This window comes from Fictibacillus marinisediminis, from assembly GCF_023149135.1.
GTDB lineage: Bacteria > Bacillota > Bacilli > Bacillales > Fictibacillaceae > Fictibacillus_C > Fictibacillus_C marinisediminis.
In genome coordinates, this window is sequence record NZ_JAIWJX010000002.1 from 1,102,875 (window position 1) to 1,127,481 (window position 24,607).

A 24,607-nucleotide genomic window follows, 5' to 3' on the forward strand; every position below is an offset into this window, starting at 1 on the left:
TAGCCGTAATATGGGTAAAATACCTGCTGGCTTGGCTGTCCCTGCCCGCCTTGCTGGGTTTGGCCACCCTGCTGCTGTCCGCCGAGCATCCCGGGGAACAGTCCCGGAAATTGCGGCATCTGTTGCTGTCCTCCTTGACCTTGCTGAGGCTGCTGCCCCTGTTGGCCACCCTGCTGCTGACCGCCGGGCATCCCGGGGAACATGCCAGGAAATTGCGGCATCTGTTGCTGTCCGCCTTGTCCTTGCTGAGGCTGCTGCCCCTGTTGTCCACCTTGCTGCTGCCCGCCCGGCATCCCGGGGAACATGCCAGGAAATTGCGGCATCTGTTGCTGTCCTCCTTGACCTTGCTGAGGCTGCTGCCCCTGTCCGCCTTGCTGCTGCCCGCCCGGCATCCCGGGGAACATGCCAGGAAATTGCGGCATCTGTTGCTGTCCCTGGCCTGCACCTTGCCCAGGGAATTGCGGAAACATTCTTTGTCCGAAATGATGATTGTGGTTCATGTAAATACCTCCTTGTTTACGTACAAACTATCCTATTCTGCCTTACAGTGGTTGGACACTGATTCTAAAGACCAAGTGAAAAACAGGGCATTGGTCTCAAGAAAGATAGGGTTAATTTTACGAAGAGGGGGAATCTTCAGGATGAGGGGGAATTTGTAAGGAATATCAAATCCATACAAAAAAGGGAGATGGAAAATGAAAAAAATACTTGCTAGTTTGGCAGTTGTCATCATGGCCTGGGGGATTTCATTTTCAACAGCATCAGCTTCAGCGCCAGGATTTCATCACCCTGTGGACTGGGATAAAAATTCAATTTTACGCAAGGATGCGCGTGGTGTGGAAGTTAAAAACATGCAGTATATTATCAATGTTCTCAGATTTTATACCGATTCGTCAGTCATCGACTCCGATGGAATCTTTGGTCCGAAAACGGAAGCCGCTGTTAAACAATATCAAAAAAAGCACAACCTGCTCGTGGATGGTGTAGTGGGGCCGAGGACGTGGGAGAGCTTCTCTCAATTCATTGAAAAGAGAGGAAAGAACACTTGTGGAGCCGGTGGATACATGGCCCTAAGAATCCATTGGAAATACGATAGCTCTAATTTCTAGGCGCCATCCAAAGCGTATATCTATGGAAATGGAGAAACATTAACCGATACGTATCGGTTATATGCCAATTAAATGTACTGAGGAATAACAATATCCTTATAAGCTTTCCTTCAAAGAAAACGTGCCCTATTCACGCACGTTTTTCTTTGTTTTGCAATACTGAAGCTCTAAGCGTGCAAGGAATAAATTCTTTCTGACGGACGTACCTATAAAGTAGGAGGTGTATGATGTTTGGTCATCGAATGAAATTGCGGAAAGGACCTCTGCCGTTTAAACGTGTGCTGTTATACTCGTTGATCATGCTCCTCGGTATGACTATTTTTGCATTTTGGTTAGTGGACCATAAAATTGAACCCATCTTAAAAAACATTGCCCGTTCGGAAGTCCATAACATCGCGGATGAAGCCATCAATGATGCCATTCTTAAAACTACAAATCAATATGATATGAATAAATTGATTGTTATCCATGAACAAAAAGGCCAGCATCCGGCCTACAGTCTAAATTATCAAATGTTTAATAAGGTTTTGGGGAAAATGACGGAAAGTATTCATGATGAAATAAAGAGTCAGCAGCATACCAAAAAAGATAGATTCGGAAATAGACTTAACTCAATTGTCTATCAAATCCCGTTAGGTGCAGCATTTAACAACTCCTTGCTATCCGATGTAGGGCCTCCCGTACCAGTAGAAATGAGTGTGGTTGGAAACGTGGATTCAGATCTGAAAACCAAGCCAATGAACGTAGGAATTAATAATCCATATCTTGAGGTTTATGTACATTTAAAAGTAAATGTACAGGTTGTTGTACCATTTTCTTCAGAAAAAGTAACCGTAGCGAACAATGTAAAACTTGGTGATCTTTTCTTGCCGCAAGACGTTCCAGAGTATTACGGAGACGGCGGAGGCTTATTCAAACCAGCAGTTATTGGCAATAAAGCGAAAAAGAACGATTAAACTCTATCCCTGGATCAGGATAGAGTTTTTTTACTTCTAATATATAGAATTTTACTGGTGGAGATATAATGAACGTACAGATAAAAAGGAGAATTATGAATCATAAACTCATTTCTAATTATAAAGATCATGATAGACTTAGATGCAGCTTTAATAACCTTGCTCAAAAAGCCAGAAAGGGAGAATTGACAGGTTTTACGTTGCCGAACTGATGGGTTATCTTTGATGATCAGGGATATCCAGTTCAGTCCATTCCTTACAAGGATGACCATGTTTTATTTGTACATACGAAACAAGGAGTGGAATGGCCCCGCAAAGCAAAACATCCGTTGACTTCTTAAACTTAAGAAAAGCTGCTGCTAGTTCTAAAAAAGAAGCAGCCTCCCCAGTTCTGCAGGAAACCTGTATGGTCCAGGCAGATGAATCGTTGTCCTAGGAACCTTTCAGAACGTACATGCAATGTAGGCAATGCTCATTTCCTACAACCAACCATTTATTACGTTAAATGAAACTCATACTGCTACTATACGAAGGTCAGCCTGGTCCGTGAGCTCCCAAAAAAGCTGCCTCCTGCGATAAGCGGGAGGCAGCTTTTTTATTTTTCTTCTTCATTTTCTGTCACAATCCCAAGTTCTTCTGCATCCTCAATTCTGTAACTGATCAATACATATTGATACGTACCGACTTTGTTGGCTTCTTCTTCGGACAGTATCTTTTTTTCCGGGCGTTCCGGCCAGTCGAACTCTTTTTTATCTTTTTTTCCAAGAGCTTTCATGATGGTAGGAAAGGACTCCTGCCATTCTTTAGCCGTCATGCGGTCGCTCGAGGAATTGATCGTTACATGATAGGGGAGTTCATTCAGTTCAACACCCTGCTTTTTTTCTTCTCTTACCTTCGCAAGAGATCTTTCATACAGCTTTAACGCAGGTTCGATTAATTGATAGGTTAGTGAAAGTGCTACTTCGGGCTGTTCGGCCTGTGCCTGGAGATCACCTCTGTAAAGCACACCTTCCATATTAACGGTTTTATAGTATTTCTCCACAAGATTACCGAGCTGCTTTGTTTCTGCCACTTCCAGAAGTTCCGCTTCTTCAAGCTTTTTCACGTGATAATACAGCCTGGAAGGGTGTTCGTTCAGTTCCGACGCGAGCTGTTTTACCGTGATCGGCTGTTCGGATGCAAGGTGAAGAATTCTCAGTCTCCTTGGATCAGAGAAGATTTTCATTAAATCGATCGATTGTGTTTTCCATTGAGCCATGTGACATCCCACCTAAACATTATCTTTATTAAAAAGAATACCACAAATTCAAGGGATAACGAGATGCCCAATTGTATGATTAGTCCATCGTTCGGATCACTTTGCTTCTCCAAAGCACGAGAACCACAAACATGGTAAGGACCACGCTTGAAACCAAAATAATTTTGTCAATCGGAATTCCTCCTGACAGTAAAGAGGATACAAGCGCAAATGAGAGTGGGACGAATCCCATAGAAGCTGTAGCCATTAAGCTTTGCACTCGGCCCATCATGTGTTTATCCGTCATCTCCTGAACTAAGGACGGAGAGATAATATTGGAGATGGATAAGCATACACCTGCCATCGATAGAAGTAAAATACCATGCCAGAGAGCGGACATTTGGCTTAAGAAAATATTAAAGACCGAGAGAAGAGCGATTAGAGAAAGGCTGATGACCGGCCGTTTTCTTTTTATGTTCAATGCCCCAGTAAGCAGTGCTCCCACTACCATGCCGCCAGCAAGAGAGCTTTCCAGATAGCTTAACGCCAAGACATCTCCTTTTAAATACTGATCCACCATTAGAGGCAATCCGATATTGAGAGGGCCTACCAAGAACAGATTGACAAAAATTGAAGTGGCCATCGTTATGAGCAGGTAGGGGACGCTTTTGACGTAGACAATGCCTTCCTTTAACTGCTGAAATGTGGATTCTCTTTTTTTTGTTTCTTTTGATTGCTGATCTGGATAGCGGATTTGCGAGATAAGAATGCTGCTGCAGATGAGCAGGATAGAAGTGCAACAGAAAACGCCGCTGAAGGAGCCAAATTTAATGATAAAGCCGGCGATGACCGGGCCAGTTAATAAAGATAGCTGATTGGTGGTCTGCATGAGAGAGTTGGAGCGTACGATATGCTCCTTTTCAACGATGGTGGGAAGCATGGATTGGTTCGCCGGCCAGTAAAAGGCATCAAGTACACCAAAACAAAGAGCAAATATACCGAGGAAAATCAGGTTCATACTGTCGTTCATGATCAAAAGCACTAAGCCAAGTACAAGTAATCCTCTCGTCAGATTGGAAATGAAGATCACATGCGACCGCTTCATCCGGTCAGCGAGAACGCCGCCGATTGACATGAGCAGTACCCGTGGAATGGTGGTGAGCATCATAATAATTCCAAGCCTTGATGGGGCTTCTAGAGCACGTATAACAAACCAGGTCTCTGAAATTAAATAGATAGAGAACGACAGCCCTGTAAAAATACTGGCAATCCATAAAAATAAAAACTGCCGGTTGGCAAAAACCTCTCCAAATGATGCCTTTTTTATAACCTTTGCTTCCTGTGCCAAACTGCTTTCCATATAAAAACTCCTCTCGCAATTGAAATTAATTTATCGTTAAAATTTATTTTAATGGTAAAAATCATTTTAGTGAATTAGAATCGTTCGACAAAAAGTTTACGAGGGGAAAATCCGGTTGCATTGGAAAAGGATATAAAACTCAAATGGAGTATATAGGTAGAGTGTAAGGTCAGGAAATTATAGGATCTGGATGGTGGTCAGCAGATGATACGCTGGGAAACGAAGATGATTTCAACGGAACGCGGAAACTTTGAAGTGTTTAGTAAAGGGCAGGGACCTGCGTTATGTGTGGCCCATCTCTATTCAGAGTTTAATGAGACAGGTGACAGATTTGCTGATACATTTACGGAAACAAACCAAGTATTTCTAGTAAATCTGAGAGAAGCGGGAATGTCAGTACAAGCGCACGAACCGTATCAGCTCAGCATGATTGAGACGGTGCTAGATCTTGAAGCAGTTAGATTGGAGCTGGGCATTCAGTCTTGGAACGTTGCCGGACATTCTACCGGGGGAATGCTTGGTCTTGTCTATGGCATGCGGCATCCTCAATCCATTGATTCTTTAATCATTGCCGGTTCTGCAGCCAGGGAATATGCCTCCTCATCGCCCTATTGTATCTATCATCAGGAACACCCACAGTTTGAAAAGGATGCAAATGCTGATCGAACGCCTGAAAACGAACCTATCAGAAGAAGAACGCAGCCGCTGCTCCCGGGAGCGGACGAAGCTCTCCCTGCATGAACCGGCTCGGTATGATGAATAATTTACAGGGGATGTCCACAAATCGATGTCTGCTGCCCGCATGAACTTTTTTGCACGGGAAATTCTGCTATTTGATATTACGAAACAAATGCACAAGGTTACTGCCAGAACTTTGGTGATTTGCGGAGCACATGACGTCCAGTGCCCTCTTCCTTTCTCTAAGGAAATTGCAGAACTAATCCCTAACGCCGAGCTGGAAGTTTTTAATGACAGCAATCATTATCCTTTTTTAGAAGAAGCTGAAAAATTCAGCGGGGTGATCAAAGAATTTCTATTCCATCCTGTCATGAGGCATAAAACATGAGAGCAATAGAGTTTGAAAAGCAGTTTGTGACAGCTGGAATCTTTGTCTTCTATAAAGGGCTTTTCCCGTTTCAAATCGGTCCGACAAGGAAAGGGGATCAGCTCGGAGTCGTCAGGCTGGGTGGGCATCGGGAAGAAAATGAAACACCGATCGAGACAGCGGTGCGGGAATTGCGTGAAGAATCGGGCATGAATGTAAAACCCATCCATTCCCCAGTGACCTATCATACGCCCAGCTGGAATTATCCTGAAACAAAAGTGAGGGCACAGGATTCACAAGGAATGGCTCCCGTTCTGATTAAAGGAGTAAACGGTGAATATTCTGTCATGTACTTTGGGGAGTCCATGGATAAGCCTGTACCATCTTCTGAAGCGAGAGCAATTGTATTATTGAAACCGGCAGATATTGTGCTAATTTGCAGCAGGACGCTGACTTTTGGTGAGTATATAACCCGCAATGGAATTGTTGTAGAAAGAGAGAAGATGGACCGTAATCTTAATCTGGTGCCCTTTCCGCAGCTTCGTTTTTTATCCAGGCTTTTAAAAGAAAATCCAGCGTGGCTCAAAGGTATTTAAGGAAAATAAAAAAGCTCAGCATTACGCTGAGCTGTAAAGGTTAATGATTGATTATTGAAACAGTCCGGAATGAAGCACTTCATTCGCTGCAGAAACAACATTGAACAAGAAAGCTCCCCACCATACAAGACGGCCTCGGGAAGAAACTTTGCTCCATCTTGCTCCCTTGCCATGTTCTTTGAAATAAATAAGAGCAGCAAGGGCCGTTATATTAAAGAAGATCATGCTCCAGCGGGCTACAACAAGGTAAGTCGGACTTACTAATCCACCGGCAAGCAGCAATCCATTGATTAAGAACAGCATATAGAAAAACGGAAGACTTTTCATGTCATCACTTCTCTCCAAGATGATCAAATCCTCGTTTATTCTATCACCGTAATTATGAAATTGGAATGGGTTTGCTCAATGGTTAACAATGTTGACACAATTACTGACCGAACCTGATATCAGGGCTTTTTCGAAGGAACATGTATGACATCAGAAGATGAAATCATCACCATCATGCTCCCTCCATAGGTTTTGGCCCGGATCAGGATCGGCTGGTTATAACGGTTTTGAAAACGGAAATCAGGCCCGTACCAGCTGACGGTCGCATCCCTGCCTTTTGGAACATAAGGTACACTTCGGCTGTGTGAAAAACGCTGCACAATATGAAGTCCAGCCCGGTCCACGGCATTAAAAAGAGTAGAGGAGACCTGGCAGATTCCTCCGCCGACTCCTTCTGAAAGCTCTCCACGAACAATAACAGGTGCACGCATGTACCCTTTGTCAGTAGTCCGTCTGCCTACGACCCCGTTAAAGGAAAAGGTCTCTCCAGGAAACACGACTTGATTATCAATCGCTTTTGCGGCAAGTGAAATATTATGGGTCCTGGATGAATGAGAACGGTTGAAATAGGTAACATACTGAGCAAGGTGATTGGTCCTGATATTTCCGAGCAGCTCACTGTCAACCCTGGGATGTACGGTTAATTGAGGGATTTCAAGTTTAGCAGGTCCCTTGCTGAAGAAATTGGCATAAAACTGTTCTTTAAACGCTTTCTTATAAAGCATGGATCCGTTTTCTCCAGGCATGATGCCTCCAGATTCGTTGATCTTTGCATTAATAGGCGGACGGTAGACCTGTCTTTCCAATTTTAACGTGAACAACTCGAGTTTTTCACTATCGATCATTGGTGTACCCGGAAGCGGAATCATAAAATCTTTTCGATCGATAATTGCGATGGTTTGGCCTTGCTGCATCAATGATATACTCGCCGGCGTACTGACGGGCTGTACGGCCAGCAGCATACCGGTTAACCATGAAAGTAACATAAAGAACAACCTCCCAACAATTAGTATGTTGAAGGATGTATCGTTTTATGTGCAGGGGATCGCTCAATATATTGGCAGAGCCAAGCACTTTTTAGATTTTTCGAAAAAGTTATTGACTTTCCATTCCATACCTGTTTTAATAACAATTAATCCGATGAGATTTATATGATTTAAAAAAACTACATAATCGTTTCTTATTATGAGAGGTGGAGGGAATTGGCCCCATGAAACCTCGGCAGCGGACTCTTTCAGAGAACTGTGCCAAATCCAACAAGCAGCAGCTTGGACGATAAGGAAGGCGGAACATGAATTATACTTCCCCTTACACGTCCATGACAGGTAAGGGGAAGTTTTTTATGTGTGAGTAAAAAAATATCGTACAGCTGATTGGTAAACCAAAGGCCGTGTCTTGACATTAGCAGACATGGCCTTTGGTTTTCTTTCGTTCCTGGACCTGTTTTCATTTGAAAGGGGGAATTTTATTCGCTGCAATTGTTCAAAACGATACGTCGACCGGACAACCGGAGGCTTCCTAAAAAGGAGGTTTCCGGTTGTTTTCTTTTTGCCAAAACGAAATGAAGAAGGGAGATCGTAATGACTTTACTGCAAATTAGTAAACTCGATCGGAGTTTTGAGACGGGAAAAGGCGTGACAAAAGCACTTGAACAAATTGATCTCAATGTGAATCAAGGAGAATTTATCACGGTGATCGGCCCGAGCGGCTGCGGGAAAAGTACCTTATTAAAAATAATTGCTGGATTGGATACAAGCCATGAGGGCTCTGTATTACTGGATAACCAAAAAGTTTCAGGACCAAGTATTGATAAAGGATTTATTTTTCAAGAACCCAGGTTGTTTCCCTGGCTGACAGTGGAAAAAAATATTGCGGCCAACTTGCCTGTGAAAGAAAATGCTACACAAGGAAGAGTACGAGAGCTGATTAACTTGGTCCGGCTGGAGGGTTTTGAAAATGCCTATCCAAAAGAGCTGTCGGGAGGAATGGCTCAGCGGGTATCCATCGCAAGAGCCCTGCTCAGAAATCCTAAGGTTCTCCTCCTGGATGAACCATTTGGAGCGTTGGATGCCTTTACCCGGTCACATATGCAAGAGGTGCTGCTCGATATCTGGCAGAAAAACCGGACGACTATGATCTTTGTGACTCACGACATCGATGAGGCCATCTATCTTGCCAGCCGAGTCGTGATCATGAATCCCCGGCCCGGCACGATTCGGGAAGTGATACCGATTGAGCTGAATCATCCCCGAAGAAAAACAGATCCTGCCTTCCAGGAAATACGTCAGCGTGTGTTGAGTGAATTTGAAAAAGTAGAGGAATTCGAGAAAACTGCAGCCGTCCGATAACGATGCAAAGGAGATGAAGTGATGAGCAATCAGACTGGAGTATTAACAAGAACGACTGTAGAGCGTAAACAAAGCATCAAGGAATCAGCAACAAAAAAACAGAGCAAAAACCCATTCCAATCCCATTTGGCAAGAGGATTGGCACTCCCGGTTTTTATCATCATTGTTTGGGAACTGGCAGGTGCTTACGGGCTGATTTCTGCCACCTTGCTGCCGAGGCCGAGTGAAATCCTTATCGCATTTAAAGAATTGATTCGTACCGGGGAATTATTCACACATTTTAAAATCAGCTTGTTCCGGGCGCTTACAGGATTTTTAATTGGCGGGGGACTTGGGCTTTTGGCCGGGCTGGCCGTCGGTTTCTCGAGCAAAACAGAGCAATCACTTGATCCTACGTTTCAGATGCTGCGGACAATTCCATCGTTAGCTGTAATACCGTTATTCATTCTCTGGTTTGGCTTTGGTGAGCTGTCAAAAATATTGCTGATCTCAAAATCTGCGTTCTTTCCGCTATATGTGAATGCGTTCTTAGGGATACGCGGTGTGGACTCTAAACTGTTTGATGTAGCGAAGGTGCTTGAATTCAGCAAATGGAAACAGATCACAAAACTCATTCTTCCTGCTGCACTACCAAATATCCTGCTCGGTTTACGGCTGTCATTAGGAGCGGCTTGGCTGGCTTTGGTAGCAGCTGAACTGATGGGATCGAGTGAAGGGATTGGATATCTGATTATGGATGCGCGGCAATTTTCTCAAACATCCGTGGTTTTCGTAGGAATCATCATTTTTGCGGTGTTCGGAAAAGCATCAGATTCACTGGTCCGATATTTTGAAAAGCGGCTTCTGAAATGGCGTGACAGCTATATCGGATGATCAAAATCTTACATAACAGGAGAGGAGAAAACGGATGAAATTAACGAAGAAAAAAATAATGCCGGGTGTATTCACATTGATTTTATTGATGGCTTTGCTTTCCGGCTGCAATGAGCAAAGCACGAACGCTGAGCAGAATGGTGACGTCACCGTCAACATCGGTGTTCAGGGGAGTACCGGTGTTCTGCCGTATGCCCGTGAAAAGAAATACTTTGAAAAAGCATTTGAGAAAGAAGGCGTAAAAGTAAAATGGAGTGAATTCGCAAGCGGCCCCCCTCACTTTGAGGCATTGGCATCTGGAAGGCTGGACTTCGGTGCAACCGGAGGAACTCCACTTATTGCCGGACAGTCGGGCAATGTTGATTTTAAGGCCATTGCGGTGACAACCAACGGAAAAAAAGGGAATTCCATCATCATACCAAAAGGAAGCAAGATAAAAGAGTTAAAAGATTTAAAAGGAAAGAAAATTGCGGTGGCTAAAGGAAGCAGTGCCTATAACTTTCTTTATATGGCGCTTGATCAAGCAGGGCTGACTGACAAGGATATTAAAATTGTACAGCTGCAGCCTGATGAAGCAAGGCCAGCTCTCGATAACGGTTCCATAGATGCCTGGTCGACCTGGGAACCTTACGCCACTACTGCAATTTTTCAAACAGGCGCAAAGTCCCTGGCTGATGGAGAGGACTTAAATATCAATGCTCCAAGCTTTCTCGTGGCAAGAACACAGTTTACGAAGGATCATCCTGACTTAACGGTCCTCTTCTTAAAAACGTATGAAAAGGCCAGACAAGAATTCATCAATCATCCGGATAAAGTAGCCAATGAAATTGCCAAACATGAGAAGCTGGAACCGGAAATTGTCCGGACGGTCTTAGAAAGAGCCGACTTAATCCTGTCTCCGACAACAAAAGAGTTTGCAAAAGCCCATCAGCATCAGGCTGATTTTCTATATAAAGTCGGAGGCATCAACAAAAAGCTTGATACATCGAAAGTGATAGAGAACCGGTTTGTTGAGAAGGCTCTAGAGAAGGAGTGAGCAGCAAACATTTGATGGAGGGATGAACGTGGGAGAAGCGTCTTTAAGAGAATGGCACCGCCCAAAAAACTTTGTTGCATCGATTACGAAGGAGCAGCTGCACCTTGTCAATTTAACAGATCTTGAGTTCACAGGCCTTTGCAAAGAAAGATACGGAGTGAATAAAGGGTTGTACAACACGATTGAAAGCTATTTTGCTAAGCGGGGAGTACGCAATATTCTCTATCGCAGAGTGTACATTCTTGAATTCCTGGCCGACGTTCAGAGCAAGAAAGGAAAGGAAAGCCGTGAAGCACACGTTTCCTTCGGTGCAGGAGGTTTGGCCAGAGCGCTGCACACCTTTTTTATTAAAAACCTTTAAGGGGGATTTTACTTTGGCAGACATCGTAACCATATCGGGAAGTCCATCGGTAACCTCGAGAACAGGAATCGTCCTTGATTATTTGAATGAGCTGGCTCAAAAAGGGGGACTTGAAACAGAATCTTTTTCAGTGCTTGATGTCCCGCCAGAAGATCTTGTTCTTGGCCATTTTCAGAGTCCACAACTGAAAGCTATTGAGAAGAGCATAAAGCAAGCCAAAGCTGTCATTATCGGAACTCCTGTGTACAAGGCAGCCTATTCCGGGGTCCTTAAGACGCTGCTGGATCTGCTGCCACGCGATATTCTATCCGGTAAAAGTATCTTGCCTATCGCAACGGGAGGTACCATCGCTCATCTTCTGAGCATCGATTATGCGTTAAAGCCTGTCCTTTATGCGGTTGGAGCAAGGAATATTTTAAATGGTATTTATTTAATCGATCTGCAGCTGCAGCATAACAATGGCCATGACGTTGCGTTTGATCCGGAAATCGAGCAGCGGCTGATCGTATCATTGAATGAACTGATCGATGAGATAAAGAAAGATTTGTACATCAGGGACTTTGAAAAAGCAGAGCTGCAAACTGCCGGAGACACTGAAGGAAAGGGGAATAAAGCATGAACGTATATTGGTTTTTGCCAACACATGGAGACAGCCGTTATTTAGGGACATCTGAAGGAGGAAGGCCCATTACGCTTTCCTATCTTCGTCAAATTGCGCAGGCGGCAGATAGCCTTGGCTTTAAAGGTGCACTCCTGCCGACAGGACACTCCTGCGAGGATGCGTGGGTGACCGCTTCTTCCTTGATACTGGCTACCGAAAAGATGAAGTTTCTTATCGCTGTAAGACCGGGTTTGGTCTCTCCCTCACTGGCGGCGCGGATGGCTTCCACCTTTGACCGGCTGTCCAACGGAAGGTTATTGATCAATGTCGTGACCGGGGGAGACCCAGTGGAGCTCGGCGGAGACGGATTGCACTTATCTCATAGTGACCGATATCAACTGACGGATGAATTTTTGACCATCTGGAGAGAGCTGCTGGCAGGCGAAACGGTTGATTTTGAAGGTGACCATTTCAAGGTGAAAGAAGGAAAAGTACTTTTTCCGTCACACCAGCAGCCATATCCGCCGCTGTATTTTGGCGGGTCATCCGAAGCGGCGCTAGAAGTGGCTGCCAAGCATATTGACGTTTATCTGACGTGGGGAGAGCCGCCTGCACAGGTGAAAGAAAAGATTGATAGAGTCAGAAAGCTGGCAGCTCAGCAGGGACGGACAGTCAGCTTTGGAATCCGGCTCCATGTGATTGTCAGGGAAACAGAAGAAGAGGCCTGGGATGCAGCTGATTCGTTGATTCAATATGTAGATGAGGAAACCATTGCCGCTTCACAAAAAGTCTTTTCACGATACGATTCTGTCGGGCAGAAGAGGATGGCTGCACTTCATAACGGAAAAAAAGATTCATTGGAGATCAGTCCAAACCTTTGGGCGGGAATCGGCTTGGTGCGAGGCGGGGCAGGAACGGCACTCGTGGGGGATCCAGATACGGTTGCACAGAGAATGATAGAATACAAGGAAATTGGAATTGATCACTTTATCTTCTCAGGTTATCCGCATCTTGAAGAAGCCTATCGAGTGGCAGAGCTCCTCTTTCCACGACTTCCTCTTGCGCATTTTGAATCGGCAGCAGAGCGCCCGTTTCATTCCTTCGGCGAAATTGTCGCCAATGCGTACCAGCCAATGAAAAGAAAAGCAAAATAAAAGTAAGCCAGTAAACATGCTGTTTTTTTCTGACAGAAAAAAGTAGTTATTGACAAATTTAACTAGTTTAAGTAATCTATAAAAGTAATTCATACAAAACCAGTCAGAATTATAGGGTTTATTATAAATGACAGCAAAAACTCATAACATGTTTATTGTATTGAGTTTTTGCAGTACATAATGATTGGTCCAGTTAAAAATTAAATAATGGGGGTTAGGGAATGAAAAGACTCAGTCTTATTTTTCTGGTTGTTTTCTCCATGCTTCTTTCCGCATGCGCACTCAACAGCTCAGGAGATAACGAATCAAAGGACAGCGGGGAGAAAGCAAGCACATCTGCTGTTAAAGATGCAAAAGGCAAAAGCTATAAAGCAACCGATGTATCAGCGCTGCCTGATAAAGCAAAAGCAAGAAAAGATACATTCATTGCGGGCATTTCTGCTCCAGGCGGAGTGTTCCTGCCATACTTTTATGAGAACGGGTGGGATGGCAATGCCACTACACCGATTTTTGCACCGCTTGTTGACTTAGATAAAGACGGGAAGCCGGTTCCGATCTTGGCTGAAAGCTGGGAAACTTCCAAAGACCAGTTAACCTATACGTTCCATATTAGAAAGAATGCGAAATTCAGTGACGGTTCTCCGGTAACGGCTAATGACGTTGCTTTTACGCTTAAGCTCCTTCATGATCCTGCTTATAACGGCTATCAGGATATTTCTCTTGCCGCGATCAAAGGCGGAAAAGAGTATAAAGAAGGAAAAGCGAAGACCATTGAAGGCATTAAAGCCAAAGATCCACAGACGATTGAAATTACAACAGATAAAGTCAATGCAAAGGCATTGTTGATCTTAGGCGGACAGGTGCTGTCTGAGAAATACTACGGAAAAGATTACAAATACGGCAAGCTGGACTACTTGAAGGATCTGTATTCCAAACCGCTTGGGGCAGGGCCTTATGTATTCTCCAAATATGTGCCTGGCCAAGAGATTCGCTATACAGCAAACGATAAGTACTATGCGGGCAAGCCAAAAACAAAAAACCTGATTTACAAGATTATCGACAAAGCCACTTCTCTTCAGCAATTTGAAACAGGTGAACTGGATTACGCAGGATTCCCAGCTGATGATGATACCGTAGAGCAGCTGAAAAGCTTGAAGTTCGCCAACATCAAAGTAGAGCCGGTCAATGATTACGGTTTGATCTATGTGAACAATACGCGTCCGCAGTTCAAAGATAAAGAAGTCCGCCAAGCGCTCCTTTACGGGCTGGACCGACAAAAAATAGTAGACGTACGTTTTAAAGGTTTTGGCCAAGTGGCAGATATTCCAGTTTCACCGGTTTCATGGGCATACAATAACCAAGGTGTAACAGAGTATAAATTTGATCCGAAAAAAGCGAAAAAGCTGTTGGATAAAGCAGGATGGAAAACCGGCAAGAGTGGAATCCGCGAAAAGAATGGCGTTCAGCTGAAAATCAATTACTTAACATCTGACGCAGAGGATGCTGTCATCCCGATCGCTAAAGAAAATTATCAGGACATCGGCGTTAAATTTGAGCCGGACATTACTGATTTTAACGCACTCGTTTCCAAGCTTACGAAAAAGAACTATGACTTTGCGGCTGTATCCACATCACAGATTCTGGATCCAAGCGATACAGTAGAGGAGTTGGCTACCAAAAATCCGAACAACTACATGGGCTACTCTAATGCTAAAATCGACAAATTGATCCAGGAAGGGTTAGGAACTCTTGATATCACTAAGCGAAAAGAAGTGTACCATGAGCTGTATAAAGAATTTACACAGGATCCTCCTTACATCCTGATTCATTACCGCCAGAGCGCGAGAGCGATCAGCGGCCAGATCGAGGGATTGGTTCCTGATAACTATACTGGCATCGGTTCAAGCCTGCCAAACATCTCAATCAAAAAGTAAAACGTAAAATGCCTGGCGCACAGCTGGGCATTTTATCTGCAGAGGGGGGATTACCATATGAAACAGTATGTACTGCAGCGGTTTATTCAAATGATCATTATCTTGTTCGGTACATCATTTATCATCTTTTTCTTATTTGCACTGCTACCGGGGGATTATATTGATTCCAACTTAAGCCTCACCCCGCAGAGAGCACATGAGCTTAAAGCGCTCTATGGGCTTGATCAGCCGATTCTTCAGCGTTATTTTACGTGGCTCGGGAATGTTTTTCATGGAAATCTCGGCTTTTCGTTAAAACATCAGGAAAGTGTTGTTTCCCTGCTTAATAAGTATGTGTGGAATTCATTTATCGTAGCGCTCCTTGCCCTGTTCTTTACATGGACCATCGCTCTTCTTACAGGCGTATTTTCCGCGATCAAGCAATATTCTCTATTCGATGGACTGGTGACATTCTTCGTCTTTGCAGCCATGTCCTTCCCGTCGTTCTTTATCTCTTTGCTGTTTATAAAATGGTTTGGGGTTGACCTTAAGATTCTCCCAATCGGAGGAATGATCGATACAGGCAGTGAAACGACCGGATTCGCTTATATTCTTGAAGTGGGCAAGCATATGATCTTGCCTGTGGCCATTTTAACCCTGCTCAGCGTCGGTTCTTTAACCCGTTATTTCAGGACGGGGATGCTGGAGGTCATCCGGCAGGATTACATCCGGACTGCTAGGGCGAAAGGATTAAAGGAAAGAACGGTTATTTTTAAGCATACTCTTAAGAACGCCATCCTTCCGGCCATCACGCTGCTGGCTTTTGAACTGCCGGGGCTTTTTTCCGGAGCAATCATCATGGAACAGATCTTTAACTGGCCGGGTGTCGGCAGAATTCAAATTGAATCGGTCAGCTTCAGAGATTATCCAGTATTGATGGCTTTTACACTGTTCCTTTCTTCCCTCACCATCATCGGAAACTTCCTGGCTGATGTTACATACGCCGCGGTAGATCCGAGAATCAGGCTGAAATAGGGGGATGAACATGGAAACTGCTAAACCGTTAATCTATAAAAAGAAGAAAGTAGCGAAGGCGAAATCTCCATCGTTATGGAAACAAACCTACCGGCGCCTGAAAAAGAACAAATTGGCGATGGCAAGTTTAATTTTCCTTGTTTTTATGCTTTTGCTCAGTTTTATAGGGCCTCATTTTTCACCATATATTTTAGACCGTACAGATATTGCCTATGCCAACCAGCCGCCGAGCTCATCGCACTGGCTTGGGACCGATAATTATGGACGTGATGTGCTGACACGATTAATGATGGCGGGGCAGATCTCGCTGACGATCGGACTTGCCTCGATGGTTCTTTCTATTGTGATCGGTTCGTTCCTTGGAGCCGTTTCAGGCTTCTACCGCGGGATTGTGGATATGATCATCATGAGGCTGGCCGATATCCTGATGTCGATTCCAGGCTTGCCGCTTCTCTTGATCATGGGAGCGATTCTGTCTGAGTGGAAGGTACCTTCTGAATACAGACTGTACATTATCATGATCATGCTGAGCTTTGTCGGCTGGCCTGCCCTTGCCAGGCTTGTCCGCGGACAAATTTTGTCACTGCGGGAGCAGCCCTTCATGCAGGCAACGGAAGTGCTCGGACTCAGCGATCGGCGAAAGATTTTCTATCACTTGATCCCGAATACGCTGCCGCTATTGCTCGTTGTGGCAACCCTGAATGTGGCAGGGGCGATACTTAGTGAATCCGCACTGAGTTTCCTTGGGCTAGGAGTCGTTCCGCCGACACCTTCATGGGGTAACATGATGGATGCGGCAAATAATTTTATTGACTTCAGAAAACGCCCATGGCTATGGATTCCACCGGGCTCGGCCATCTTCCTCACTGTCGTGTCCATTAACTTGCTCGGCGATGGATTAAGGGATGCGCTGGACCCGAAAATGAAACGGTAGGTGTTAATATTGAGTGAAGCACTGTTAGAAGTAAAAAACTTAGTCACTAATTTTTATACGGAAGAGGGCGTTGTAAGGGCAGTGAATGACGTCAGCTTTTCCATTGGTGAGCAGGAAACGGTCTGTATCGTCGGAGAGTCAGGATGCGGAAAAAGCATCACCTCACTTTCCATCATGCAGCTCATAAATGAGAACGGAAAGATTGAAAACGGAGAAGTGAACTTTGCCGGCCGGAATCTTCTTAAACTGAATAAAAAAGAAATCAGCCGCCTTCGCGGAAATGATATCGGAATGATCTTTCAGGAACCGATGACCTCACTGAATCCAGTGTATACGATCGGCCAGCAGATGATTGAGCCGCTCCAGGAGCATCTGCTGCTTAGCCGGAAGGAAGCCTATAAGAAAGCACAGGAGCTCATCACAAGGCTGGGAATTCCAAATGCTGAGAAAATCATTAACATGTATCCGCACGAACTGAGCGGGGGTATGCTGCAGCGGATCATGATCGGCATCGCGATCAGCTGCAATCCGAAGCTCATCATCGCCGATGAGCCTACGACTGCCCTGGATGTAACGATTCAAGCTCAGATACTGGATATTTTACGGGATATTAAAGAGCAGTTTAAAACATCCATTCTACTGATTACCCATGACCTTGGAGTTGTTGCCGAGATGGCTGATTATGTTGTCGTTATGTACGCAGGCAAGATTGTGGAGCAGGGCCCTGTCCTGGAAATGTTTACGAATCCACAGCATCCTTACACGAAGGGTCTCCTGAAAGCCAAACCGGTGATTGGAGAGCGAAAAGAGGAGCTTTACACGATAGCCGGCCAGGTTCCAAACCTTGCTGAACTGTATGACTCGTGTTATTTTGCTGACCGGTGCGAGCATTGCATGGACATTTGCCGGACGAAGCATCCAGAGCTTGAAAAAACCTCTGAGTACCATAGTGTCAGCTGCTACCTTTATGAAAGAGAGGCCGTACGATGAGTGAAGCATTGTTAGAAGTAAAAGATTTAAAAAAATACTACTCAAGCTCTAACGGCCTATTTGGAAAAAAGAGTGAATCGGTCAAGGCGGTCGATGGTGTTTCATTTACGATTGAAAAAGGAGACGTATTTGGTCTCGTCGGAGAGTCCGGCAGCGGGAAATCCACGATTGGAAAGACCATTCTAAGGCTGCATGAGAAAACCGAAGGGGAAGTTCGTTTCAAAGGGAAAGATGTTTACTCACTAAAGAAAAAGGAACTAAGGAGTTTGCGTGTGCAGACCCAACTCGTCTTTCAGGACCCTTTCAGCTCATTAAACCCCAGGATCCGGGTGGGAGATGCCATTGGGGAAGCCATGGTTCAGCACGGTCTTGCTTCCAGTAAGGATGTTAGAGCAAAGGTGCTTCAAGTAATGGAAACATGCGGTCTTTCACCCTTTCATGTGGATCGTTATCCTCATGAATTCTCTGGCGGCCAGCGGCAAAGAATCGTCATTGCCAGGGCGATGGCACTCAATCCCGAGTTTCTTGTCATGGATGAACCGGTCGCTGCTCTGGACGTTTCCATTCAGGCACAGATAATTAATCTTTTCAGTGATCTGAGGAAGAAAAAAGGTCTTTCCTATTTGTTTATTTCACATGATTTGAGTGTCGTGGAGCATCTTTGTACAAAGATTGCGATCATGTACCTTGGCAATATTGTGGAGATGGCAACGAAAGAAGAGCTGTTTGATAATCCGCTGCATCCCTATACGAAAGCGCTCTTGTCTGCTGTCCCAATTCCCGATCCACGGATCAAGAGGGAAAGAATTATTTTAAAAGGAGATATTCCGAGTCCTGTTAATCCGCCGTCAGGCTGCAAGTTTCGTACACGGTGTCCGCTGGCAACAGAGCTTTGTGCGGAAAAAAAACCCGAATTCAGGGATATGGGGAACGGACATTTTACGGCCTGTCATTATGCTTAAAAACTGTTGACTTACCAGGCTTATTCCATTATATTATTTTTAATAATTTAAAATTTTCTATCTTATTAAGAGAGGTGGAGGGATTGGCCCTTTGAAGCCTCGGCAGCGGTCCCGCAGAGGGAACTGTGCCAATTCCAACAAGCTTTGGCTTGGACAATAAGAAGGGTAATTTGGTTATGTCTAACCTCTTCTTATTACGTGATCGTAGTAGGAAGAGGTTTTTATTACGGTATAAAACAGAGTAAATCCATAGGAATATTTGTATATTTTTTGCTGCTGATTGGAAAACCAAAGGCAACTCTCTTTTTGGGATGTTTGCCTTTGGTTTTTTTATTCAGTTCGAGCAAGAAGAAATAGTTGAAATAAGAGAGAGGGAAGGAGATGCTGGTATGTCGTCGTTATTAATTGTTGGTGGAGATCATCTTGGGAAAATTACGAAGAAACTGGAGCATCAAGGGATAAGGGAGATCATTCATGTAAGCGGAAGAAAAGCTAGAATGTCTCAAAAGGAGATTCCTAGTCATGTGAACTTGGTTCTGGTCCTGACCGATTTTATAAACCATGAGTTTTCAGCAGCGATTAAGAAAAAGGCGAACAAACAGAGCATTCCCATCTATTTTTCCAAGCGGTCCTGGTGCTCGATCTATGCTGTACTTGAAAAATCAGAGCTTTTAAGCAATCGCACAAAACGGAAGAAAATAGCCGTTAATGGGTAATAAGAAAACCTGCCTCACAGGGCAGGTTTTCATTCCGTTGAATCAATTTTTACAACTTCAAGCTGAAAGGGAACGCACTCTTCCAGTCTTTCTTTAATCTGTTCGGCTTCCTCTCTGGACAATGGAGTATTTGAGTCTCTTAACGTTTCCAGGCTGAAAGTAAACCGCCCGCTGGATTCAATAACCTTGTATTCTTTCATGAAAATTCCCCTTTCTCCTTTTCATTTGAGATTGCATGAATGGCACGATGGTATATCTATATACTTCTACATACCCGTTTCGTTCCCTTTTTAGTATTTTGATTGGAGGAATTGAAAAAATATAGTTATAGGAAAATCATCACTCTAATATACATAATCGATGGAATCTCGATGGGAAACCGTGCTGATGGAGGGATGAAGGTATGGCTGTTAAACCACCGATACTGCAGAGAGGGGACACCATCGGGATCGTGACACTCGGAAGCCCTCTGGAGGCCCAAATAATTAATGAAGGATTAACCACGCTGCGAAATTTCGGATTCAATATTGTCCTCGGGAAAAATGTTTACACGAATACTGGTTTTTTGGCCGGAACGGATGAACAGCGGGCAGCTGATTTAATGGCGATGTTTAGGAATAATAAGGTGAAAATGATTTTGCCGACAAGAGGGGGAGTAGGAGTAGAGGGAATTCTGCCGTATCTGGATTTTGATGTCATCCGGCAGAATCCAAAAATCGTATCAGGATACAGCGATATTACAATCCTGCTGAATGTACTGTACCAATATACCGATTTAATCACCTTTCAGAGCCTTCTCCTGCTGGACTTTAATGCAAATACACCGGCTTATAACTACCAACAGTTTTTCCAGGCAACTTCCACTGTTCAGTCACCCCGGCAAATTGTTAATCCGCCGGGTATTCCTCAAATTAGCAGAATACAAGGAAATATAACGGGAGAAGTTGTTGGCGGCAATTTGACCTCGCTTGTGGATTCACTTGGAACTCCGTTTGAGATTGATACAGCAGGAAAAATTTTAGTGATAGAGGAGACCCATGAACCGATTAACGCGGTTTACCGGTATCTAAATCATTTAAAAATTGCGGGTAAATTCGATGATTGTGCAGGTATTGTGATGGGTGAATGCACAGCGTGTGAACCGGCGTACGGTGTAACGTATGATCAGCTCATTACTACATTTGTCGTTCCACTTGGGAAGCCTCTCATGACAAATGTTACAACAGCACATGGGTATTATAAATCAGCCATCCCAATCGGTGCACAGGCGAACCTCGATACCGTTAACAACCGTTTTTCGATTTTAGAGCCGAGTGTGAGCAATATGTAAAATAAAAGAGATTATCCAGCTGCCTGCTCCATCCATAAATAAAAGGTGGCATAGGCTCTCCAGCCTGTCCAATTTTGAGACCACTCGATGATTTCTGGAAGGCTTGGCTTGGAGTGGGAACCAAGCACCTTTTTTAACGCGTTATGCAAACCAACGTCTGCAGCAGGAAATGCATCAGGATGGCGCAGGCACCTCATGATGACATAGTTTGCTGACCAGCTCCCGATTCCGCGGATCGAAGTCAATTTCTTTTCCATCTCGTGAAGGGGCAGTTCTTGGAGTGCTGTTTTGGTTAATCTACCGTTAGAGATTAATTCAGCAGCCTCAAACAAGTACTCTGCCTTTCGGTTTGTGAACTTCAGGGAGAGCAGATTTTCTTTTGTAAGATTGGCGATTTTATCAGGCTCAGGAAACATCCAATAATCTTTTCCGTTAAATGCCATGTTTTCTCCGAAGTGTTCAACTAACCGCCTCTTCAATAAATAAGCCACGTGAAGGCTGACTTGCTGCCCCATTATAGACCAGGCCAAGGCTTCAAACAGGTCAGACAATCCAATGATTCTCAGCCCTTCCCGCCCTTGGACAACCTTACGCAAAATATGGTTTTCTTCTGCCATTTGATAGAAAGGGGTTAAATCCCGTTCCAAATCCATCCAATCGATGACGTGATGAACTATCTCTGCTTTTGTATTGTGTTCGGGAACTTCGATTGGAAATGATAGAACGAGGTGCTGATCTGTGGCCTCCAACTGAATCAAAACACACTCTTTTTCACATCTAACCGCCTTCCTTACGGATTTGTTGTCCATATCCACGGAATGCAGCAGCTCATTTTGATTTCGGTTTAAATAACGAACACACTCTTCAAAAAGCACATCATGCCGTTTGATCTCAATATATTTTCCCTTGTCACTCCACATGAACAATCTCCTAAGGTTTTTAATATAGGAAGTCGATTAGCTTCCGGCTTCCTCCCGCAGACAGTTGAAGTCTCCTTCATGCTCTGTAGCCAGCCACAGCATTATCAACAAGGACATGGTTGAACTTCTCGTGATCCAGACTGAACAAAAAGCTATTTTCAAAGCCTTAGCGGTGTATATGGAAAAATCCCATACGGCTCCCAGAAGTAAAAACGTCCCAGCGATTATTAAATGGTTCGGCTTAGCCATCTTACATATGTCTTTTGTAATAGTATCTTAATGATTGCAACAAACCCTTTAGTCCACTATATCGTAAAGCAGGGTTACGCAATGGGATCACCTAGCATTATTCAAGCAAATTTGGAGGTCATGGATGGGGTAATACAAAGAACAAGCATTACAGGTAAAGCGATTATAGTAGAATAGACCCGCTTAAACCCCTAGAAACCAACCAACTTTCTCGATAACTTATGTAAGGGGGTGCCTGGCACCAAAATTACACAAGTATCAAAAGGTGGTGCCAGACACCAGTAAAATGCTATTTCTTGCTCACACCCACATATTGGGGTAAATTGTAAAAAAGACACAAGTTGAAGAAAGGAACACACTATGAATAAAAAGTTATTATCTTTTTTTGGAGGAAACAGTGGAGCTTCAGGCAAAAGTGAACAGATTCAGAATCGTGAAAGCTGGCTTAAGGTGATTGTAATTGGTGCATTTGCTCTTTTACTTTTTTATAAGATTGCCACCTCGCCATTTGTTTTCCGTTTCTCTGATTTTATTTCTCTCTTTGCTTCTCTTTTTGCGTTGACGATTTCAGTGATGTACTATAAAAAATTTAATGACCTCGTTCGCAGATTAGAGGAAGGGTCCATTAAGAGGCAAAGGGATGCTGCCCCGGTAACACAAGCATTTTCTGAAACGGTAGCTTCAAGGAATGATCAACAAAATTTAGAAGCAGAAGAAACATTTCTTGAAGGAGAAATGGAGACTCCAAAGGAGAAAATGCTGAAAGAGGAAGAACTGCCGGTTGATGATAAGCTGGCAGAGGACGTTCAAGAAGAGCAGGCTGAAGAAGCCTCAGAAAAGGATGAGCCAAAAGAGGTAACAGACGAATTGCTTGAGGATGCCCAGTCTTCGTCCATTGATCTTCCTGCATCAGAAGAAGGTCTTGTGGCAAAGCCTTCAAGCCATTTATTGGATGATGAGGAACAGGATGACGATATATTAGAGCTTAAGAAGTCTGATGAAGATTACAGCTATGAGCCAAATGAAGAAGATATGAAGACTCAGCGCATTAAAGAAGAGGAACTTAAACAGATTGAGATGGACAAAACCCAGATTTACCAGCAGCTGTATACGAGAGCCGATCTTAATGAAGAAGAGAGGAAATATTTCCAACAGCAGCTTCAGGAAAAAGAAACTCAAGCCTCTAATCTAAAACAGGAACTTATTCAGTTTACGAACAAGATCTCACAGGCGATCAATAAAACACCGCAGCTATTTCAAAAGCGTGATTCCAGGATTGAAGGAATCGTTCGGCTGCTCAAGCCTGACTTTGTAAATACTGCATCATTAAGTGAAATCAATGAACGTCTTGACGAACTGACCATTAATATACCGGAGGAGACACTGGAATCTCTTCAGCGTGAAGGGTTACTCGATGAATCGTTCCATTTTACCCGTTCTGGTTACAGGGAAGCGATCAACACAAGCAAACTGATCTAATCTATTTATATTTTAAAGAAAAGAAGCATCTGCATAAAGGGTGCTTCTTTTTTGATTCCAAATAAAAAAGGGTGCCAGGCACCGAAATTCCGGTGCCTGGCACTCCAAAAGAAATGCACTTACATTTCCCGCTTAAATCCCAAATATTGAAGGGCCAGATGCAGGCTGGAAAATGTGGTGACCCCATTAAATTCTACACCAAGTGCGGTCATTGTCAGAGCAAGCTCTGGGCGAAGGCCGCTGATTTTTGTCTTTACACCAATCAGTTCGAGTGCTTGAATGACCTGATGGATTTTTTGCGCGACCATCGTATCAATGATTGGTACTCCAGATAAATCCAGAATAAGGTGATCGAGCTTTAGGTCTACCGAACTCCGCAAGGCGTTTTCCATGAGCACCTGAGCGCGATTTGTATCGATATCGCCAATCATAGGCAGAATACCCACTCCGTCCCCGAGAGGCACAACGGGAACAGATAGTTCATCGATCTCATGCCCGGCGGTCTCCAGGTTGGAAGCGTGTTTTTCCATATAAGAAGTACTCACCATAAGAACAGCAGTATCAACTACGGAATCAAATTCAGAAATCAATTCGTAAAACGTATCGAGATCAAACTTCTGCGTTTTGGCTTCTTCTTTTATGATGATGCCGATTTTAGTACGGTAAAAATGTACTTCTTCGATGGCACGATCCAATGGGATATTAAGCGAAACAAAGATATCAGCATATTCAGATCCCCATTCCTTCAGCCTTTCAATAGAGACAGCTGGTGGAAGCGATACGGTCTCTCCATACAAATGAATCAGTTTCATACGAAGATGTTCTAACCGGCTCCGATTGTTTCCTAAGTGGCTGTAATGGAATCGATCTTCATCTAATATGGTCTTCGCTAAGGTTTCTTTTTGATTTAAAATAAGCCTGCTCATTGTTTTGAAATAGGGGCTAGTTTCTTTGCTCAATACTTTCGACACTTTCAGACCCCTCCTTTAATAAAGAATAAAAAAACAGTTTTTATAGTTTTCGTCCTATTTCCGTTTTTTGTAACGTATTAAGAGGGGAAATGAATGCTCTATGAG

25 protein-coding genes, 1 pseudogene and 2 riboswitches are annotated in these 24,607 nt (G+C 43.9%); of the genes and pseudogenes, 19 read left to right on the forward strand and 7 right to left on the reverse strand.

Annotated elements, in window-relative coordinates:
- Positions 1 to 10 precede the first annotated feature (10 nt).
- The 3 genes from LCY76_RS06100 (at position 11) to yunB (ending at position 2,065) form a co-directional block, all read left to right on the forward strand.
- Positions 11 to 562: a hypothetical protein gene (locus LCY76_RS06100; RefSeq protein WP_248251883.1), complete on the forward strand. Its 552-nt coding sequence runs from the start codon at positions 11 to 13 to the stop codon at positions 560 to 562.
- 133 nt (positions 563 to 695) lie between these two features.
- Positions 696 to 1,109: a peptidoglycan-binding domain-containing protein gene (locus LCY76_RS06105; protein WP_248251884.1), complete on the forward strand. Its 414-nt coding sequence runs from the start codon at positions 696 to 698 to the stop codon at positions 1,107 to 1,109.
- A gap of 227 nt (positions 1,110 to 1,336) precedes the next feature.
- Entirely contained in the window at positions 1,337 to 2,065 is a 729-nt protein-coding gene (gene yunB, locus LCY76_RS06110) for a sporulation protein YunB (protein WP_248251885.1), read from the forward strand.
- A 595-nt stretch (positions 2,066 to 2,660) separates the two neighbouring features.
- On the opposite strand, the gene LCY76_RS06115 is transcribed toward yunB, so the two are convergent.
- Positions 2,661 to 3,323: a winged helix-turn-helix domain-containing protein gene (locus LCY76_RS06115; protein WP_248251886.1), complete on the reverse strand. Its 663-nt coding sequence runs from the start codon at positions 3,321 to 3,323 to the stop codon at positions 2,661 to 2,663.
- Positions 3,324 to 3,402: 79 nt separating this feature from the next.
- Complete coding sequence (locus LCY76_RS06120; protein WP_248251887.1) at positions 3,403 to 4,662, reverse strand: MFS transporter; 1,260 nt, start codon at positions 4,660 to 4,662, stop codon at positions 3,403 to 3,405.
- Between the two features lie 204 nt (positions 4,663 to 4,866).
- Between LCY76_RS06120 and LCY76_RS06125 the strand changes: the two are divergent.
- A pseudogene (locus LCY76_RS06125) lies at positions 4,867 to 5,728 on the forward strand (alpha/beta fold hydrolase).
- Entirely contained in the window at positions 5,725 to 6,303 is a 579-nt protein-coding gene (locus LCY76_RS06130; RefSeq protein ID WP_248251888.1) for an NUDIX domain-containing protein, read from the forward strand. The pseudogene LCY76_RS06125 and the gene LCY76_RS06130 overlap by 4 nt, the downstream one beginning before the upstream one ends.
- Positions 6,304 to 6,354: 51 nt before the next feature.
- Here LCY76_RS06130 and LCY76_RS06135 read toward each other — a convergent pair whose 3' ends face one another.
- Both LCY76_RS06135 and LCY76_RS06140 read right to left on the reverse strand, forming a co-directional pair.
- Entirely contained in the window at positions 6,355 to 6,648 is a 294-nt protein-coding gene (locus LCY76_RS06135; RefSeq protein ID WP_139223444.1) for a hypothetical protein, read from the reverse strand.
- A 101-nt stretch (positions 6,649 to 6,749) separates the two neighbouring features.
- The gene (locus LCY76_RS06140) at positions 6,750 to 7,616 is read right to left on the reverse strand and encodes a VanW family protein (protein ID WP_248251889.1); all 867 of its coding nucleotides are present in this window, start codon (positions 7,614 to 7,616) and stop codon (positions 6,750 to 6,752) included.
- 191 nt (positions 7,617 to 7,807) lie between these two features.
- Positions 7,808 to 7,912: riboswitch (SAM riboswitch) on the forward strand.
- A gap of 298 nt (positions 7,913 to 8,210) precedes the next feature.
- On the opposite strand from LCY76_RS06140, the gene LCY76_RS06145 reads away from it, so the two are divergent.
- The 12 genes from LCY76_RS06145 (at position 8,211) to LCY76_RS06200 (ending at position 19,553) form a co-directional block, all read left to right on the forward strand.
- Positions 8,211 to 8,978 carry an ABC transporter ATP-binding protein gene (locus LCY76_RS06145; protein WP_248251890.1) on the forward strand — a complete coding sequence of 256 codons (768 nt, stop codon included), beginning with the start codon at positions 8,211 to 8,213 and terminating at the stop codon, positions 8,976 to 8,978.
- A gap of 21 nt (positions 8,979 to 8,999) precedes the next feature.
- A complete protein-coding gene (locus LCY76_RS06150) occupies positions 9,000 to 9,851 on the forward strand; it encodes an ABC transporter permease (RefSeq protein WP_248251891.1) in 852 nt (283 codons plus the stop codon).
- A 34-nt stretch (positions 9,852 to 9,885) separates the two neighbouring features.
- Positions 9,886 to 10,887 carry an aliphatic sulfonate ABC transporter substrate-binding protein gene (locus tag LCY76_RS06155; protein WP_248251892.1) on the forward strand — a complete coding sequence of 334 codons (1,002 nt, stop codon included), beginning with the start codon at positions 9,886 to 9,888 and terminating at the stop codon, positions 10,885 to 10,887.
- A 28-nt stretch (positions 10,888 to 10,915) separates the two neighbouring features.
- Positions 10,916 to 11,248 (forward strand): hypothetical protein, encoded by a 333-nt coding sequence (locus LCY76_RS06160; protein WP_248251893.1) that lies wholly within the window; start codon positions 10,916 to 10,918, stop codon positions 11,246 to 11,248.
- Between the two features lie 13 nt (positions 11,249 to 11,261).
- Positions 11,262 to 11,867 (forward strand): NADPH-dependent FMN reductase, encoded by a 606-nt coding sequence (ssuE, locus tag LCY76_RS06165; protein WP_248251894.1) that lies wholly within the window; start codon positions 11,262 to 11,264, stop codon positions 11,865 to 11,867.
- Positions 11,864 to 13,003 carry an FMNH2-dependent alkanesulfonate monooxygenase gene (ssuD, locus tag LCY76_RS06170; RefSeq protein ID WP_248251895.1) on the forward strand — a complete coding sequence of 380 codons (1,140 nt, stop codon included), beginning with the start codon at positions 11,864 to 11,866 and terminating at the stop codon, positions 13,001 to 13,003. The genes ssuE and ssuD overlap by 4 nt, the downstream gene beginning before the upstream one ends.
- 221 nt (positions 13,004 to 13,224) lie before the next feature.
- The gene (locus LCY76_RS06175; RefSeq protein WP_248251896.1) at positions 13,225 to 14,937 is read left to right on the forward strand and encodes an ABC transporter substrate-binding protein; all 1,713 of its coding nucleotides are present in this window, start codon (positions 13,225 to 13,227) and stop codon (positions 14,935 to 14,937) included.
- Positions 14,938 to 14,994: 57 nt separating this feature from the next.
- Complete coding sequence (locus tag LCY76_RS06180) at positions 14,995 to 15,951, forward strand: ABC transporter permease (RefSeq protein WP_248251897.1); 957 nt, start codon at positions 14,995 to 14,997, stop codon at positions 15,949 to 15,951.
- Between the two features lie 10 nt (positions 15,952 to 15,961).
- Positions 15,962 to 16,885: an oligopeptide ABC transporter permease gene (gene opp4C, locus LCY76_RS06185; protein WP_248251898.1), complete on the forward strand. Its 924-nt coding sequence runs from the start codon at positions 15,962 to 15,964 to the stop codon at positions 16,883 to 16,885.
- Between the two features lie 9 nt (positions 16,886 to 16,894).
- Positions 16,895 to 17,875: an ABC transporter ATP-binding protein gene (locus LCY76_RS06190; protein WP_248251899.1), complete on the forward strand. Its 981-nt coding sequence runs from the start codon at positions 16,895 to 16,897 to the stop codon at positions 17,873 to 17,875.
- On the forward strand, positions 17,872 to 18,837 hold the full coding sequence (locus tag LCY76_RS06195) for an ABC transporter ATP-binding protein (protein ID WP_248251900.1): 966 nt from the start codon (positions 17,872 to 17,874) through the stop codon (positions 18,835 to 18,837). Before LCY76_RS06190 ends, LCY76_RS06195 begins: the two co-directional genes overlap by 4 nt.
- A 59-nt stretch (positions 18,838 to 18,896) precedes the next feature.
- A riboswitch (SAM riboswitch) is annotated at positions 18,897 to 19,000 on the forward strand.
- A 226-nt stretch (positions 19,001 to 19,226) separates the two neighbouring features.
- A complete protein-coding gene (locus LCY76_RS06200) occupies positions 19,227 to 19,553 on the forward strand; it encodes a DUF2325 domain-containing protein (protein ID WP_248251901.1) in 327 nt (108 codons plus the stop codon).
- 29 nt (positions 19,554 to 19,582) lie between these two features.
- Here LCY76_RS06200 and LCY76_RS06205 read toward each other — a convergent pair whose 3' ends face one another.
- Complete coding sequence (locus LCY76_RS06205; protein WP_248251902.1) at positions 19,583 to 19,753, reverse strand: hypothetical protein; 171 nt, start codon at positions 19,751 to 19,753, stop codon at positions 19,583 to 19,585.
- Positions 19,754 to 19,956: 203 nt separating this feature from the next.
- Here LCY76_RS06205 and LCY76_RS06210 point away from each other — a divergent pair, with 203 nt between their 5' ends.
- Positions 19,957 to 20,883, forward strand: a complete 927-nt coding sequence (locus tag LCY76_RS06210) for a S66 peptidase family protein (protein ID WP_248251903.1) — start codon at positions 19,957 to 19,959, stop codon at positions 20,881 to 20,883.
- A gap of 11 nt (positions 20,884 to 20,894) precedes the next feature.
- Here the strand turns inward: LCY76_RS06210 and LCY76_RS06215 are convergent, their stop codons facing one another.
- Complete coding sequence (locus LCY76_RS06215) at positions 20,895 to 21,803, reverse strand: DNA-3-methyladenine glycosylase family protein (RefSeq protein WP_248251904.1); 909 nt, start codon at positions 21,801 to 21,803, stop codon at positions 20,895 to 20,897.
- Positions 21,804 to 22,412: 609 nt separating this feature from the next.
- Here LCY76_RS06215 and LCY76_RS06220 point away from each other — a divergent pair.
- A complete protein-coding gene (locus LCY76_RS06220) occupies positions 22,413 to 23,531 on the forward strand; it encodes a hypothetical protein (RefSeq protein WP_248251905.1) in 1,119 nt (372 codons plus the stop codon).
- Between the two features lie 119 nt (positions 23,532 to 23,650).
- Here LCY76_RS06220 and LCY76_RS24010 read toward each other — a convergent pair whose 3' ends face one another.
- Entirely contained in the window at positions 23,651 to 24,502 is an 852-nt protein-coding gene (locus LCY76_RS24010; protein ID WP_248251906.1) for an STAS domain-containing protein, read from the reverse strand.
- Positions 24,503 to 24,607 lie beyond the last annotated feature (105 nt).

Bases quoted from the DNA above. Each gene is read 5' to 3' on its own strand.
- LCY76_RS06100 (WP_248251883.1), top strand. From the start codon at position 11: ATGGGTAAAATACCTGCTGGCTTGGCTGTCCCTGCCCGCCTTGCTGGG.
- LCY76_RS06105 (WP_248251884.1), top strand. From the start codon at position 696: ATGAAAAAAATACTTGCTAGTTTGGCAGTTGTCATCATGGCCTGGGGG.
- yunB (WP_248251885.1), top strand. From the start codon at position 1,337: ATGTTTGGTCATCGAATGAAATTGCGGAAAGGACCTCTGCCGTTTAAA.
- LCY76_RS06115 (WP_248251886.1), bottom strand. From the start codon at position 3,323: ATGGCTCAATGGAAAACACAATCGATCGATTTAATGAAAATCTTCTCT.
- LCY76_RS06120 (WP_248251887.1), bottom strand. From the start codon at position 4,662: ATGGAAAGCAGTTTGGCACAGGAAGCAAAGGTTATAAAAAAGGCATCA.
- LCY76_RS06130 (WP_248251888.1), top strand. From the start codon at position 5,725: ATGAGAGCAATAGAGTTTGAAAAGCAGTTTGTGACAGCTGGAATCTTT.
- LCY76_RS06140 (WP_248251889.1), bottom strand. From the start codon at position 7,616: ATGTTACTTTCATGGTTAACCGGTATGCTGCTGGCCGTACAGCCCGTC.
- LCY76_RS06145 (WP_248251890.1), top strand. From the start codon at position 8,211: ATGACTTTACTGCAAATTAGTAAACTCGATCGGAGTTTTGAGACGGGA.
- LCY76_RS06150 (WP_248251891.1), top strand. From the start codon at position 9,000: ATGAGCAATCAGACTGGAGTATTAACAAGAACGACTGTAGAGCGTAAA.
- LCY76_RS06155 (WP_248251892.1), top strand. From the start codon at position 9,886: ATGAAATTAACGAAGAAAAAAATAATGCCGGGTGTATTCACATTGATT.
- ssuD (WP_248251895.1), top strand. From the start codon at position 11,864: ATGAACGTATATTGGTTTTTGCCAACACATGGAGACAGCCGTTATTTA.
- LCY76_RS06175 (WP_248251896.1), top strand. From the start codon at position 13,225: ATGAAAAGACTCAGTCTTATTTTTCTGGTTGTTTTCTCCATGCTTCTT.
- LCY76_RS06180 (WP_248251897.1), top strand. From the start codon at position 14,995: ATGAAACAGTATGTACTGCAGCGGTTTATTCAAATGATCATTATCTTG.
- opp4C (WP_248251898.1), top strand. From the start codon at position 15,962: ATGGAAACTGCTAAACCGTTAATCTATAAAAAGAAGAAAGTAGCGAAG.
- LCY76_RS06195 (WP_248251900.1), top strand. From the start codon at position 17,872: ATGAGTGAAGCATTGTTAGAAGTAAAAGATTTAAAAAAATACTACTCA.
- LCY76_RS06200 (WP_248251901.1), top strand. From the start codon at position 19,227: ATGTCGTCGTTATTAATTGTTGGTGGAGATCATCTTGGGAAAATTACG.
- LCY76_RS06205 (WP_248251902.1), bottom strand. From the start codon at position 19,753: ATGAAAGAATACAAGGTTATTGAATCCAGCGGGCGGTTTACTTTCAGC.
- LCY76_RS06210 (WP_248251903.1), top strand. From the start codon at position 19,957: ATGGCTGTTAAACCACCGATACTGCAGAGAGGGGACACCATCGGGATC.
- LCY76_RS06215 (WP_248251904.1), bottom strand. From the start codon at position 21,803: ATGTGGAGTGACAAGGGAAAATATATTGAGATCAAACGGCATGATGTG.
- LCY76_RS06220 (WP_248251905.1), top strand. From the start codon at position 22,413: ATGAATAAAAAGTTATTATCTTTTTTTGGAGGAAACAGTGGAGCTTCA.